Genomic DNA, 13,684 nt, shown 5'->3' with positions numbered 1-13,684 from the left:
ACGGCGGCTCATCGCGCATGACTCCGGTCATCCCGGCGCGCCGCCCCGCCGTCCGGGGCGGCCTGCGCCTGGCGCAGCGCGGACAGGTCCAGCTCCTGCGGCGGCTGGGCGCCGTCGAGCCAGCGGATCCGGCAGCGGCCGCCGCGCTTGGAGTCGAACATCGCCTGGTCGGCGCGGCTGAGCAGCACCTCGGCGTCGACGCCGTCCAGCGGGAAGTGCGCGACGCCGAAGCTGGCGCCGACCTGCACCGTCGCCCCCGACGAGAGCTTCACCGGTTCCAGAATCGCGCGCAGCAGCCGCTCGGCGCTGGGGCGGCTGGCGGCGGTGTCGGGCAGCGGCGTGAGCAGCACGACGAACTCGTCGCCGCCCAGCCGCGCCGCGGTGTCCGAGGCCCGGATCCCCTCCGACAGGCGCTGGGCGACGGCCTGGAGGACCTCGTCGCCGGCGTCGTGGCCGTGCGTGTCGTTGACCGCCTTGAAGCCGTCCAGGTCGAGGAAGGCGACCGCCACCGTCTGCCCTTGGCGCTGCGCCGCGGCCATCGCCTGGCGCAGCCGGTCGGCCAGCAGCACGCGGTTGGGCAGGCCGGTCAGCGCGTCGTGGAAGGCGGCGCGCTCGACGCGCGCCTCGTAGTCCTTGCTCTGGGTGATGTCGGCCATCATCCAGAGCGAGGTGTTGGCGTCGCGCTCGCCGGGCAGCGCGACGCCGTTCAGGTCGACCCAGACCAGGCTGCCGTCCTTGCGCCGCATCTGCAGCTGGCTGCGGTAGTGGCCGCCGCGGCGCAGCACCGGATAGGCGTTCTGGCCGAGCGCGACGTAGGTGGCCTCGTCGCGGTAGAGCTCGCGCACCGGCAGGTCGAACAGCTCCTCGGGCCCGTAGCCGAACAGCCGGTCCAGCGCGCGGTTCTTCCAGACGATGTGGCGGTCGCGCAGCTTGGCGATGGCGATGATCTCGGTGTCCAGCATCGCCTGCTGGTCGAGCGTCAGGCGGCGCAGGTCCTCGGTCATCTCGTCGGCCAGCGCCTGCGCGCGCGCCCGGCCGGCGGCCAGCAGGTAGGTGGTGGCCGCCAGCAGCAGCGTCAGCAGCGTGCCGATCAAGCCCGGTCCCCAGCCGGCGGCGTCGATGACGGCGCGCTCGTAGGCGGTGGTCAGCGCGGCCTCGATGCGGAAGGCGCGGCCGGCGATCTCGACGCGGCGCTCGTCGGCGACGATCCGGCTGCCGAAGGCGGGACGCGCCTCGGGCGGGGTGTTCAGCGGCTGGATGCCGGTGGCGGAATCGAGCAGCAGGTCCTCGCCCGCGCCGTGGTCGTCGACCAGCAGCCGGAAGTCCATCGGCGCCGCCGCGAGTCCTTCCTTGAGTCCGGCCAGGATCTCCTGCGCCACCAGCGGCGCGTAGAGCATGCCCAGCAGCGCCTGGCGACGCTGCTGCGGCGTGACCGGGTCGGCGCCGTCGCGGAACACCGGCACCAGCAGCAGCATGCCGGGACCGTGCGCGCGGTCCTGCACCAGCCCCACCGGCGCCGACAGCGTGGCCTCGCCCGTGGCGATGGCGCGCTCGATGGCGTCGCGGCGCAGGCGCTCGGAGCCGAGGTCGAAACCCCAGGCCGGGTAGTTCTGCGACAGCGGCTCGATGTGGGCGACGACGAAGAGGTCCGGCGCGTCGCCGCGGCTGCGCACCGAGAACTGCAGCGCGCCGTCGGCGCGCTCCGCGGCGATGAAGGCGTCCAACTGCTCGCGCGGCACGCGCGGGACGAAGCCGAAGCCGCGCACGCCGGGGAATTCGCGCGGCAGGTCGCGCGACTGGACGTAGGCGCGGAAGGCCTGGCGGGCGACCCGGCCGTTGAGCGCGGAGATCGCGCCGCGCGCGCCCTTGAGGCCGTAGACCGGCTGCACGAAGCGCTGGACGATGTCGCGTTCCAGCCGCTCCGTCTGGGCGTCGAGCACGCGGTTGGCCTCGGCGACGACGCGGTTGCGGTTCCACAGCATCGCGCTGAGCGTCAGCGCCAGGCCGGCCAGCAGCACCAGCAGCGCGCCGACGACGGCGGGCATCGGCAACTGGTCCGACGCGCGCTCGCCGGCCGGGGCGGCGGCGGGATCGAAGGCGGCCTCGACGCTGGCGTCGACGGCTGGGTCGGCAGCAGGCTCTTCGGCCAGCTCGGGGGGCATCCCTGAAGGGGCGTTCATGGGCAGGGCGGCCAGGCCGCGGCGCTGAACACAGCCGGGTACTGTAGAGCAGGGGCCGCATCGCTGCATGCGCCCCTGCGGGCGGTCCGGATTCGTTACAACTGGGGGCGCGCGGCCGCGGCGGGCGGCCTATCCTCCTCCCTCGGACAAGGGGGCGCCGGGGGGCGGCGCGCGGCTTGCTCCTGTGCTGCAATCAAACTTCATCTCCGGCGAAGGCGGCGGTATGGCTCAAGACGCGGACAAGGGCCCAGGGGCCTGGTGGAAGGCCTTGCGGCGGCGCTGGCAGGCGCGCCGCGAGGTGCCGGCGCGGATCGCGGCGGCCGACGAGGCGCAGTTGATGGACGAGCTCAAACGGGAAGCCGCCCGCGCGCAGCGACACCGCCACGACGGCGTGCTGATGCTGCTGGAACTCGATCCCTGGACGCGGCTGCACCAGCAGTACGGCCAGGAGTGCCTGCAGGCGCTGGACGAGCGGCTGGACCAGCTGGTGCGGCAGCAACTGCGCGGCGGGGACTGGCTGCTGCCGCTGCCGCGCGGCGTCTGGGCCGCCTACCTGCCGTGCACTGATCCGCTGGGCGCGCTGGACGCCGCCGACCGGCTGCGCGGCCGCGTGGCGACGCTGGACTACCGCTGGCAGGGACAGGCCTTGCCGCTGAGCGCGAGCCTGGGGCTGGCGCATTGGCAGGACTGGCGGCGCGAGCCGCAGCAGGGCGCGGACCAGCTGCTGCAGCAGGCCCGCCAGGCGCTGGCGATGGCGCGCGGCGCGGGCTGCAACTGCGTGCGCGCCTACGCGGCGATCCCGTCCGGACGCAACCGGTACAGCGGGACGCGGCCAGCCTGAGACGCGCTCCCCTCACTTGAGCGTCCGCCGCGCGGGCGCGCCTCGGGCGCCGCCTATGATGGCGCTTTCATCATTCACGGCCAGTCGCCCCCGCCGTCCGCCCGGACCGCGGCGAGGCCGATCACCGGCGTCAGCGCCGGGAGATCGTCATGACGGCCCTCGGGGAGTTTCTCGATGCCTGGACGTTCGACGCATCCGCGGATGCTGCCGTTGTTGCTTGCCTGCGCGCTCGCCGGTTGCGGAGGCGGAGGCGGGGGAGGGGGCGGCGAGTCGCCGGCGACGCCCGGCGGCGGTGCCGGCGCGGCGGCGCCCGACCCGGCCCTGGTGCAGCCCTACATGGTCTCCAGGCTGCCGTACAACGTGGCCGTGCCGACCGGGACCGTGCTCCGGTACGTGACCGGCTTCACCTTCGAACGCTACGACCAGGTGGTCCCCGACAGCTTCCGCTACGGCTGGACCGTCGGCGGCGCCGCGATCGACACGCCCGGGTTCGAGCTCGTCGCCAAGACCCCCGGCAGCCTGTCCATCGAGCTGAAGGTCACCGACGCCGGCGGGCATGCCAAGGCCGCCGGATCGAATTCGCTGTCCGTCAAGCCGGTGCAGGTCGATCCGGTGATCGTCAGCCTCGGCGGCGCCGGCATGCGCGACGGCGGCCCGCTGGCCCGCTTCAACCGGCCCGTGGCGCTGCTGCCGGCCAGCGACGGCGGCATGCTGGTGCTGGACCAGGGCAACAGCGTCATCCGCAAGATCGGCAAGGACGGCGTGGTGTCCACCGTCGCCGGCGTGCCGACCGTGGCCGGCGACCAGCTGGGCAAGAACGGCATCGCGCGCCTGGGCGCGCCGCTGAGCTTCACGCGCGACGCCGCGGGCAACCTCTACGTCGCGGACACCTACCGGCTGCTGAAGGTGTCGCCCGAGGGCGCGATCACCGCCGTGCCCGGCGGCCTGTACAGCGGCAAGGTGGCGGACACCGCGCCGGGCGTGTCCTGGACCCGGGTCGTCGCGGCGGCGCCGAGCGGGGATCTCTACGTCGCGACCGCGAACACGGTGCGCCTGCTCAAGGGCGGCACCGCGACGCTGCTGAGCGGCGCCGTGGACGTCTACGACAACGTCGATGGCGCGCAGGCGGACGCGCGCTTCAGGGACATCCGGGCGATGGCCGTCGGACCCGACGGCGAGTTGTGGATCCAGGACGGCTGCACGCGCTTGCGGCGCCTGTCGCGCGACGGCAAGGTGGACACGGTCGCCCGCACGCCGGACGTCACGGGGCGTTGCGGCACGGGCCTGGCCGTGGCGCCGGGCGGCGGCGTCTACCTGGCCACGGCCGCCAACGTGACGCTGGTGAAGCCGGACGGGTCGATGCAGGCGGTGCTGGGCCATGGCGGCGTGGACGCGGTGGCGGTCGACGCCGACGGCACCCTCCACACGGCGCTCACCGACGAACACACGGTCACGCGCCACGTGACCGGCGCGCCCTACACCTTCGGGCTGTCGCTCAAGGAGCGGTCGAGCTTCCCGTCGCCGTTCCAGGACCTGTCGTCGTATGGCGAGGTCAGGAGCTTCGGCGTGCACCCGAGCGGCGACCTGTACTTCATCGACAGCGCGCGCCTGTGCCGCGTCGCGGCCCCGTCCGGGGACGTGGGCTGCGTGGCGGGCCGCAAGGACAGCACCGACCCGGCCGACGGCCTGCCGATCGTGGCGCGGCTGTCCACCTGGCAGGACGCGGAGGTGACGGTCGATCGCGCCGGGCAGGTGTACTTCTCCGACTTCCAGACGCTGCGCCGCTACACCCCCTCGACCGGCGAGATCGTCACGATCGCGGGCGACCAGAGGACGATGGCGGCGATCGAGGACGCGGACGGCGCGGGCTCGGCGGCCGCGTTCCGCCGGCCACGATCGCTGACGACGGACAGCAAGGGCAACGTCTACGCGATCGCCAACCAGAACCGCGTCATCCGGATCACACCGGCGGGCGTCGTCACGACGCTGGCGCGCTACAGCGACGGCAACTGGAACCTGGACCGCCTGGCGGTGGGCACGGACGACCAGCTGTACGCGATGAACTACCTGGGCATCTTCAAGATCGGCGAAGGCGGCGCGCTGACGCGCGTGGACTGGCCGACGAATCCGTTGATCTCGCCCGGGTTCTCGGGCGGTGCCGTCGTGACGGGGCCGGATGGTGCGTTCTGGATCCTGAACAGCCTGGCCGACACGCGCGAGCTGTCATGGCTGGAGCGCGCGACGCTGACCGACCGGCGGTCCGTGCTCTGGTTCGGACCGGTGCGCCGCCAGGTCATCGTGGGCATGCCGGAGCATGAGTTCGACCTGAAGTTCCGCGCCGTCGGCATCGATGCGCAAGGACGGCTGGTGATGTCGGAGCGGGGCCGGTTCGGCTTCTGGCGCCTGTCGGAGCCAGTGTCGGCGGGGCTCTGAGGGCAGGGCGGCTCCGCGGGGCGGAGCGGCCCGGTCAGGCGTAGGTGTTGAGGTTGCGCCCGAGGTTGCCTTCGGTGGCCAGCGCGGGCTGCGGCAAGGCCTCGAGCAGCGCGGCGGCGCCGGCCTGCTGGACGTCCAGCGCCTTGCGCAGCACCAGCATGCTGGCGGCATTGCCGACCGAGCCCGGCGTGCTGTTGGAGGCGCTGCTGACCGCGGCGGCGACGCTGGAGGAGTTGGCGATGTTCATTCCTCCAATATCGGCCGCCCCTGTTCGAAACTGAAGGCGGCGCCACGAAACCACGGCGCCAACGTGGTGAGGCGGGCGGCAGGCCCGGCGTTCCCGGCGCCTGTCACGCGGACCGGCGGCGCGCTCGAGGCGCCTCGTCCGGGGGCTCGGCGGGCGAGATGCGCGCCTTCAACGCCCCCTTCATCCAGCGCAGCGCCTCGTCCCGCCGCTGAGGCGATTCGGCCGCGGTGCAGTCGCCGGGCACCCACACGCGGTAGCCGCGGACGTACGCGTCCATCGCTGTGCACTGGACGCAGTAGTCGGTCGACAGGCCGACGATGACCAAGTCCTTGGCCTTCAGGTCGCTGAGCAGCAGCTCCAGCGGCGTCTGGTAGAAGCCCGAGTGACGCGGCTTGAGCACGACCAGGTCGTCGTCATCGGGCGCGAGCAGCTTCGCGAGCTTCGCCGCCGCGCCGCCGGAGCGCCGGCATTCCCGGAGCAGCCGGGGCACGTCGGACTGCCATTCCCCGAAGTTGTCGTTGACGTAGATGGCGACCACGCCCTCGGCCCGCAGGCGGCGCTTGACGCGCGCGGCGGCCTGCGCCGCGTTCACCGCCATGGGGCCCAGCGCCTCGGCGCCGTCGAAGCGCAGCGGGTTGATGAAGTCGACCAGCAGCATCACCTGCCGGGACGTGGGCAGCGAGGTGCTCGAGGAGGCGTTACGGACCAAGGTCAGCTCCGGCTTGTGATGGAGCGAGGGAGCAAGCCCGATGCCCAGGGCGAGGTGCCTTCCCGATGCCCGTCCTCGGCCGGTGGGCGCCTGGGCGCGCACTGCCCTCGATTCACGCGACAGGCCGGTGACCGGGCAGGCGCCGCGCCTGAAGGATCATCGGCGGATGAACACCACTCGCCTCCTGCGCCGCCTCCTTTGCGCCCTCCTGGCCTGGACCGCGCTCCATTGCTCGGCCGCGGACGCGGTCCGCGTTCCTTTCAAGAGCTTCACCCCGGTCTCGCTGTTCGACCTGGCCCGGGAGAAGCGGGACCGATGGCCCGCCACCGACGTCTGGGGCGATCTCAGCATCCCCGCCGGGACCGGATCGCCGGTGCCGGCCGTCGTGCTCGCGCACGGCAGCGACGGCGTCACGCCGAGCCTGGCGCAGTGGGTGGCGCTCTTCAACGACCTGGGCGTCGCGACCTTCGTCGTCGACAGCTTCACCCCGCGCGGAGTGACGTCGACCGCGTCGGACCAGACCTCGGTGCCGGCGGCGGCCAACCTGATGGACGCGTTCCAGGCGCTGCAGCTGCTGGCGCGGGACCCGCGCATCGATGCGCGCCGCATCGGCATCATGGGCTTCTCGCGCGGCGGCACGGTGGCGTTCCAGACGGCCGAGCAGCCGTTCCTGCGCGCCGTGGTCAAGGGACCCGAGGCGTTCGCGTTCCATGTCGCGGCCTATGCGGGCTGCCTGCAGATCTACACCTCGCCGGAGGTGACCGGGGCGCCGCTGCTCAATCTCGTCGGCGCCGCCGACGACTACACCCATCCCGAGCCCTGCGAGGCCCTGGCCACGGAGTACGCGGCGCTGGGGACGCCGGTGAAGAGCGTCCGTTACGACGGCGCCCACCATGCGTGGGACAGCCTGCTGCCGGTGCGCTGGCTGCCCAACGCGACCAGCGGCTACGCCTGCGGCGTGGTGCGCACCGACATCCCGAGCTGGACCGTCACGGCGCTGCGCACCGGCGCGGTCATTCCTGCCGCGCAGCTCACGGCCTTCTTCAACGAGTGCGTGACCCGGGGGGCGCATGTCGGGCGAAATGCCGCGGCCTTCGATGCTTCCCGCGGCGAGGTGGCGCGGTTCGTCCAGCAGGTGCTGGCCGCGCCGCCCCGTTAAAGGCCCGGGCCTGCCTCGCCACCGGGCCGGATCGGCGCGCAGGCCTCAGTCCGATTCCGCCTTCCCCGCCGGGCCTTCGCCCTCGATGGCCGCGGCGAACTTCTGCATGAGCCGCACCAGCTCCTCGAAGTCGCGCTCCTCCCAGGTCGAGAAGATGGACCGGCCGATCCGCTCCCGCGCGGCATCGACCGCGTCGGTCATGCGCTTGCCCTTGGGAGTCACGATGGCCTCGCGCACGCGTCGGTCCGTCGCGCCTTCCTGGCGCTGAACCAGGCCCAGGCTCTCCAGCTTCGCCACCTGCCGGCTCACCGTCGTGTGGTCGCGCCCGGCCCGGTCGGCCAGCTCCACCACGCCGATCGGGCCCAGCCGCTCGATGCCCACCAGCAGCGGGAACAGCGCGCGGTCCAGCGAAATGCCGGCCTCCCGCACCATCGCCTCGTCCCGCTGAGGGCGGTTCATCACGCTGACGATGGTGAGCAGCGCGCCGTGCAGCGCGCGCAGTTGCTTCGAGATATGTGCATCTTGCACATTGTTTTTGGATCGCATAGCATTCACTCCAATGTGTGCATATTACACATATCGGAGCCTGACATGACTGTGAACCGTTCCATTGACGTCCTCATTTGCGGGGCCGGCGCTGCCGGCCTGACCCTGGCCATCGACCTGGCGCGGCGGGGCGTGCGCTTTCGCCTGATCGAGAAACTGGATGCGCCTTTCCACGGCTCCCGTGGCAAGGGCATCCAGCCGCGATCGCAGGAGATCTTCGAGGACCTGGGCCTGCTCGATCGCCTGGTCGCGGCGGGTGGGGTGTATCCGCCGCAGCGGGAGTACCGCGCAGACGGCGGCTACGACGAGTCGCCCGTCATGACGCAGGAGGACCCGACGCCCGCCGAGCCGTATCGCCTGCCGCTGATGGTTCCCCAGTTCCTGACCGAAGGCGTGATGCGGGAGCGCCTTGCCGAACTGGGCCATCGTCCCGAGTTCGGATGTGAGCTCGTGGGCTTCCAGCAGGACGCCGATGGCGTGACGGCGCGGCTGCGCGGCGCGGCTGGGGACGAGGCCGTGCGCGCTCGCTACCTGATCGGCGCGGACGGCGGGCGCAGCTTCGTGCGGCACGCGCTGGACATCGGCTTCCCCGGCAAGACGCTGGGCGTGCGGGCCGTGGTGGCCGACGTCGAGCTCACCGGCCTGGATCGCGAGGCGTGGCATCGATTCAACGGGGACTCGATGGAGGTCCAGATCGGGCTGTGCCCGCTGGCCGGCACCGATCTCTTCCAGCTGCAGGCGCCGGTCCCGCTCGAGGGGGACGTCGACCTGTCCGCCCAGGGACTGACCGAGATGGTGGCCGCGCGCACCGGCCGCGACGACATCCGCATCCATGCGGTGTCGTGGGCGTCCGCGTACAACATGAACGCGCGGCTGGCGGATCGATATCGGATGGGGCGCGTGCTGTTGATGGGCGATGCCGCGCATACCCATCCGCCCACGGGCGGGCAGGGGCTCAACACGAGCGTGCAGGATGCCTACAACCTCGGCTGGAAGCTGGCCGCCGTCGTCGCGGGGGCGCCGGAGGCCTTGCTCGACAGCTACGAGGCGGAACGCCGGCCGATCGCGGCGGGCATGCTCGGGCTGTCCACGAAGCTGCTGGATGGCTTGAAGCGGGGCGAGATGCGCCGAGGCCGCGAGGTCCATCAACTGGATCTCGGTTATCAGGAGTCGTCGCTCGCGCTGGAACGCCTGTCGAGGGAAGGGGCGTTGCGCGCGGGGGATCGCGCACCCGATGCGCCGATCCGCGGCGCGGCGGGTCAGCGTCAACGACTGTTCGAGCTGTTCAAGGGCGCGCATTGGACGCTGCTCGGGCATGACGTGCGGCGCGACGTCGTGGCGCCACGTGCCGGACTGCGGATCCACACGCTGGGCGCTGGCGGCGACCTGTTCGACGACGACGGCCATTGCCGCGCCGCGTACGGCCTTCAATCCGGTAGCTGGGTGCTGGTGCGCCCGGACGGCTACATCGGCGCCTTCGTCGGCGAGACGGAGGAAGACATCGAGGCGCTGCGGGCCTACCTGCGCGCGGTGGGCCTCGGCGCCAAGGAGCTTTGCGATGCCTAAGCCGACGCTACGGAGCTGGGCGACTCCCTTGACCATCGCCGCCTTCGTGCTGATGGCCGGCACGGGCGTCGCGATGTTCTTCGAATGGAATCAAGGGCTGACGACGGTTGTTCACCAGTGGTTCTCGTGGCTGTTCCTCGCGGGCGCGGTCGGGCACATCGCGGCCAACTTCCGGCCGCTCAAGAACCACTTGGGAACGCGATGGGGACAGGTCAGCGCGATCGCGATGGTGGCCGTGCTGGTGGCGTCCTTCTTCTCGTGGGGACGCATCACCGGTCCGCAATTGAAGGGGCCCATCGAGCAGGCCTTGGTGGACGCGCCGTTGTGGGCGCTGGCGGCCACGACCCATACGGAGCCGGAGGCGCTGATCGCGCGCCTGCAAGCGCATGGCATCACCGCGAGCCGCGAGCAGACGGTGCGCGACCTGTCCGTCAGGACCGGCGTGGGGGAGAACCGCTTGCTCGGGGTCGTGTTCCTGCCGCCCGACGCGCATCTGAACGCCAGGCCCGGAGGTTGAACACGACGACGCCGATGACGGCCAGCCAGAGCGTCGGCAAGAAGATGCTGGCCGCGATCAGTCCCGCGCCCAGGTCGTCCTCACCGGGTGCGACCGGCGGAACGAACCGAGCCATCAAGGCCGATGCGATGCCGGCCCAGGCCGCCAAGCCGACGACAGACGAGAGCAGCAGACGCAAGAGGATTCGTTTCATTTGACGCGCGGGTTGGATCAAGCCGCGCAGGTTGCCTGGTCTCCGTGAGGGCAGTGCGAAGTGCGAGGTGAGCGGTGAGCGGGACGCGCTGGTGCGATCGCGGCAGTACGTCCGTCGTCCCGGCGTCATCCGCTCAGCCTCATGGCGCGGGGCCGCACACGTGCCGCTCGAGCAGGGCGGTCATGAAATCGGCGGTCTGCTGGTGCATGCCGCGCTGGTTGTAGTGGGTGCGGGTGACGATGGCGACCGCGTCGAGCGTGGGCAGGACGAGCACCGAGTTGCCGCCGTTGCCCGACATCGTCCAGGCGATCACGCTGCCGCAGCGCAACGCGTAGTCACGCTGCCAGAACAGCTCGCCGTAGGCGGCGCCGAAGGGCGTCGTGCGCCGCGCGGTCAACAGCGCGGTCACCTGTTCGGGCGCCAGCACGGGACCGTCCGATCCGGTGCCCTGGCGAAGCAGCAACTGCGCGAGCGACGCCCAGTCCCGCGTGCGCAGCCGCAGGCCGCCACCGGTCATCGTCTCGCCGCTGGGCGAGCGCGACCACTGCCAGGTCGTGATGCCCAGCGGTGCGAAGAGCCGTCGTTGCGCGTAGGCCTCCAGGCCACCCGGTGCGCGGCGTTCCAGCAACTGGCCCAGTAGGAACACGCCGGCCGTGCAGTACGCGAAGGGACCGAGGCCCTGCGCGTCGCGCGCCACGGTGCGCGTGGGCAGGTCGATGGCCCAGCGCAGCCAGCGCTGCTGGGGGTACATGTTTTCTTCGTTGCCAGGACTGGCGGGGGCGTTGTCGTCGCAGTCGAGCGCGGAGGACATCGTGAGCAGGTCCTCCACCACGATGCCGCGCTTGACGGGGCCATCGTTGGCGAAGGGGCGCGCGTCCGCGAGCTCGGCGAAGACGGGCGTCTCCCGTCGCAGCAGTCCGTCCTGGACGGCAGCCGCCACCAGCAGTCCGGTGACGGACTTGCCGACGGAACGGGTGTCGTGCAACGTCTCGGGCGTCGCGCCTCGGGCGTACAGCTCAACCTCCACCCGACCTTGTCGCCGCAGCAGCACGCTGGTCGCGCCCGGCAGCGCTTCCAGCGCGGCTCGGTCCTGCGCGAGGAGCGCGGTCGTCGCCGGCGTCGTCGCCTGCACCGCACCCGGTGCTCCTCCCGGTCCTTGCGATGCTGCGTCCGGCGCCGGCTGGCGCGCCGCGCAGGCGCCCAGGAGCGCCACGGACATCCCGGACAGGAACCATCGGCGCAACGGGACAACGGGGACGTGCTTCAGACGCATGGTCGTCGAGTGGAGGATGGTTCGACGGCTGGCATCACTTCGGGCAGTGCCCGTAGCTGTCCATCAGCGACCGCCAGTTGCCGTCGGTGTCGAAGTTGGGAATCAGCGCGTTCTCCATCGGATCGGCCGCGGTGAAGGCCTTCAGGCCGTGCAGCACCAGGTAGCGCGGCGCGTAGGTGGGCGGCCCGATCCGATTCAGCACCGCGCAGAAGGCCTGCGTGCCCTCGGGCTTCTTCAATCGCGCCAGCATCTCGCCGAGGAAGAACTCGCGTTGCGGCGGCGTGAAACCGGAACTCGTGTTGATGATCAGCACCTGCGGGCCGCCGCGCACGCTGGGGTCGTCGATACGGCGCGCGTCGAATCGCGAATAGATGCCAGCGACGCTGAACATCAGCGCGGCCTCCTCGGCGCGACGCTCGTCCAGGCACTTCAGGAAACCGGTGTGCAGGTCGGGAGGCGTGAACGAGGACTCGATCTGGTCGCCCCGCAGGCAGGGCAGGTCGCGCGTGGGCGCGAGGCTGCCCTGCAGCTTGGCGCGGGTGACGGTGCCGTCCTGCTGCGTGATGAGGGGCGGGCGGGTGGACGCCGTGGGACCTGACGCCAGCGTCTGCGCCTGGCCCGACGCGGCGGTGATGAACGTCAGGCCGAAGGCCAGGGCCAGCGACGAGGGGACAGCGAGGCGGGAGAGGTGGCGCATGGCGGTGTGCTGGTCACGGTCTTCTTGGGCGAAGCGCCGATGATGCCCGACCGTCCGACGGTCGGCGACCGCGGACCGGTGACACGACTCGGGGTCGCGGGACTGCGGGAAAGCGCGGAAGAAGGCGCCGCCGCTTTGAGGGTGCAATGCCGGCTGCCCCATGGAGACCGTCGATGCTCGCCCGATTCGTGCTTCCCGCCATCCTGATGACCGCCACCGCGGCCCACGCGCTGTCGGTCGCCGTGTACCAGCCCTGCGAGAACGACCTCCCCTGCGATGCGCTGTCGAAGGCGCCCGAGGCGGAGCGGCTCGCCTGCGCGATGAAACATGCGGATGCCATCGTCGAGGGCCGGGAAGCGGCGAGCGGGACGGGGGCCATCGCCGGATGGCGGGTGACGTATTCGGAGGAACTGCGCGAGCAGGGCGCCCCGCGACAGTTCGTGATGGCCATGACGACGGCGCGAGGCCAGGCGCTCGACAGCTGCGTGACCACCGAGGAGATCGGCGCGAAGCTGCTGCCGCCTGTCTGGCGGCCCGTGTCCCGGCCGACCCGGGAGGAGTTCGTCCGGGACGGCGGGGACTTCGAGGTGATGGTGTCGCCCAGCCCCGTGACCTCGAAGGAGTCGCCGATGTGCGTCGACTTCCTCCTGATCGCGTTCAGGCGCAAGTGATGCCGGGGATGCCCGGCGCCGGCGCGCCGCTCACGCCTGGACCATGCCGCCGTCGACGAACAGCTCGACGCCGGTGACGAAGGACGAGGCGTCCGACGCCAGGTACACCGCCGCCTTGGCCACGTCCTCCGGCTGGCCGATGCGGCCGATGGGCAGCTGCGAGGTCAGGTAGTCCAGCAGGCCTTGCTGGTTGGCCGGATCGGGGCCGGCCAGCTCCACCAGGCCCGGCGTGTGGATCGGGCCGGGAGACAGCGTGTTGATGCGGATCGCGCGGCCCTTCAGGTCGAGGATCCAGCTGCGCGCCAGGTTGCGAACGGCCGCCTTGGTCGCGCTGTAGATGCTGAAGCTGGCCGTGCCCATCGAGCTCGTCGTCGAGCCCGCCAGGATCACCGACGCGCCGTGGGTCGCCTTGTCCAGCAGCGGCAAGGCCTTCTGCACGGTGAAGATCACGCCCTTGACGTTGCGGTCGAAGGTCTCATCCACATGCTGCTCGGTCAGCTCGCCCAGCGGCGCCATGGTGCCGCCGCCCGCGTTGGCGTAGAGCACGTCGAGACGGCCGTGGCGCTCGCCGACCTCGGCGTACAGCCGGTCGAGATCGGCCAGCCGGGTCGAGTCCGCCTGGACGCCGGCGGCGTTGGGACCGATCGCGGCG

General features: G+C 71.7%; 14 protein-coding genes. 7 read left to right on the top strand and 7 right to left on the bottom strand.

The features are described from left to right. Positions 1–8: 8 nt before the first annotated feature. Positions 9–2,180: a CHASE domain-containing protein gene (locus N5D62_RS21635; RefSeq protein WP_279759964.1), complete on the bottom strand. Its 2,172-nt coding sequence runs from the start codon at positions 2,178–2,180 to the stop codon at positions 9–11. 223 nt (positions 2,181–2,403) lie between these two features. Here N5D62_RS21635 and N5D62_RS21630 point away from each other — a divergent pair, with 223 nt between their 5' ends. Both N5D62_RS21630 and N5D62_RS21625 read left to right on the top strand, forming a co-directional pair. Beyond that, the gene (locus N5D62_RS21630; RefSeq protein ID WP_279759963.1) at positions 2,404–3,021 is read left to right on the top strand and encodes a diguanylate cyclase; all 618 of its coding nucleotides are present in this window, start codon (positions 2,404–2,406) and stop codon (positions 3,019–3,021) included. Between the two features lie 174 nt (positions 3,022–3,195). After that, the gene (locus tag N5D62_RS21625) at positions 3,196–5,454 is read left to right on the top strand and encodes a hypothetical protein (RefSeq protein ID WP_279759962.1); all 2,259 of its coding nucleotides are present in this window, start codon (positions 3,196–3,198) and stop codon (positions 5,452–5,454) included. Positions 5,455–5,488: 34 nt separating this feature from the next. Here N5D62_RS21625 and N5D62_RS21620 read toward each other — a convergent pair whose 3' ends face one another. After that, entirely contained in the window at positions 5,489–5,701 is a 213-nt protein-coding gene (locus tag N5D62_RS21620; protein WP_279759961.1) for a putative motility protein, read from the bottom strand. 103 nt (positions 5,702–5,804) lie between these two features. Further along, positions 5,805–6,410, bottom strand: coding sequence for a cysteine hydrolase (locus N5D62_RS21615; RefSeq protein WP_279759960.1), 606 nt, complete (start codon positions 6,408–6,410; stop codon positions 5,805–5,807). 166 nt (positions 6,411–6,576) lie between these two features. On the opposite strand from N5D62_RS21615, the gene N5D62_RS21610 reads away from it, so the two are divergent. Beyond that, positions 6,577–7,569: a dienelactone hydrolase family protein gene (locus N5D62_RS21610; protein ID WP_279759959.1), complete on the top strand. Its 993-nt coding sequence runs from the start codon at positions 6,577–6,579 to the stop codon at positions 7,567–7,569. A gap of 45 nt (positions 7,570–7,614) precedes the next feature. On the opposite strand, the gene N5D62_RS21605 is transcribed toward N5D62_RS21610, so the two are convergent. Continuing rightward, positions 7,615–8,115 carry a MarR family winged helix-turn-helix transcriptional regulator gene (locus N5D62_RS21605; RefSeq protein ID WP_279759958.1) on the bottom strand — a complete coding sequence of 167 codons (501 nt, stop codon included), beginning with the start codon at positions 8,113–8,115 and terminating at the stop codon, positions 7,615–7,617. On the opposite strand from N5D62_RS21605, the gene N5D62_RS21600 reads away from it, so the two are divergent. Genes N5D62_RS21600 through N5D62_RS21590 form a run of 3 tightly spaced genes read left to right on the top strand, consistent with a single transcriptional unit; the run spans position 8,083 to position 10,395 of the window. Beyond that, positions 8,083–9,681 carry an FAD-dependent oxidoreductase gene (locus tag N5D62_RS21600; protein WP_279759957.1) on the top strand — a complete coding sequence of 533 codons (1,599 nt, stop codon included), beginning with the start codon at positions 8,083–8,085 and terminating at the stop codon, positions 9,679–9,681. The genes N5D62_RS21605 and N5D62_RS21600 overlap by 33 nt on opposite strands. A gap of 28 nt (positions 9,682–9,709) precedes the next feature. Beyond that, a complete protein-coding gene (locus tag N5D62_RS21595; RefSeq protein ID WP_279759956.1) occupies positions 9,710–10,198 on the top strand; it encodes a hypothetical protein in 489 nt (162 codons plus the stop codon). Continuing rightward, complete coding sequence (locus N5D62_RS21590) at positions 10,195–10,395, top strand: hypothetical protein (protein WP_279759955.1); 201 nt, start codon at positions 10,195–10,197, stop codon at positions 10,393–10,395. Before N5D62_RS21595 ends, N5D62_RS21590 begins: the two co-directional genes overlap by 4 nt. A 135-nt stretch (positions 10,396–10,530) precedes the next feature. Here the strand turns inward: N5D62_RS21590 and N5D62_RS21585 are convergent, their stop codons facing one another. Both N5D62_RS21585 and N5D62_RS21580 read right to left on the bottom strand, forming a co-directional pair. Continuing rightward, positions 10,531–11,610 carry a serine hydrolase gene (locus N5D62_RS21585; RefSeq protein WP_279759954.1) on the bottom strand — a complete coding sequence of 360 codons (1,080 nt, stop codon included), beginning with the start codon at positions 11,608–11,610 and terminating at the stop codon, positions 10,531–10,533. An 88-nt stretch (positions 11,611–11,698) separates the two neighbouring features. Next, positions 11,699–12,361, bottom strand: a complete 663-nt coding sequence (locus N5D62_RS21580; protein WP_279759953.1) for a hypothetical protein — start codon at positions 12,359–12,361, stop codon at positions 11,699–11,701. Positions 12,362–12,534: 173 nt separating this feature from the next. On the opposite strand from N5D62_RS21580, the gene N5D62_RS21575 reads away from it, so the two are divergent. Then, complete coding sequence (locus N5D62_RS21575) at positions 12,535–13,032, top strand: hypothetical protein (RefSeq protein WP_279759952.1); 498 nt, start codon at positions 12,535–12,537, stop codon at positions 13,030–13,032. 30 nt (positions 13,033–13,062) lie between these two features. Here N5D62_RS21575 and N5D62_RS21570 read toward each other — a convergent pair. Next, a partial coding sequence (locus tag N5D62_RS21570; RefSeq protein WP_279759951.1) for an SDR family oxidoreductase occupies positions 13,063–13,684 on the bottom strand: 622 nt, incomplete at its 5' end.

The sequence above is a fragment of the Mitsuaria sp. GD03876 genome, from assembly GCF_029840635.1.
In the GTDB taxonomy this organism is placed as follows: Bacteria; Pseudomonadota; Gammaproteobacteria; order Burkholderiales; family Burkholderiaceae_C; genus Roseateles.
The sequence above is the reverse complement of the archived record's forward strand: the minus strand, read 5'-3'. Positions and strand labels throughout refer to the sequence as shown.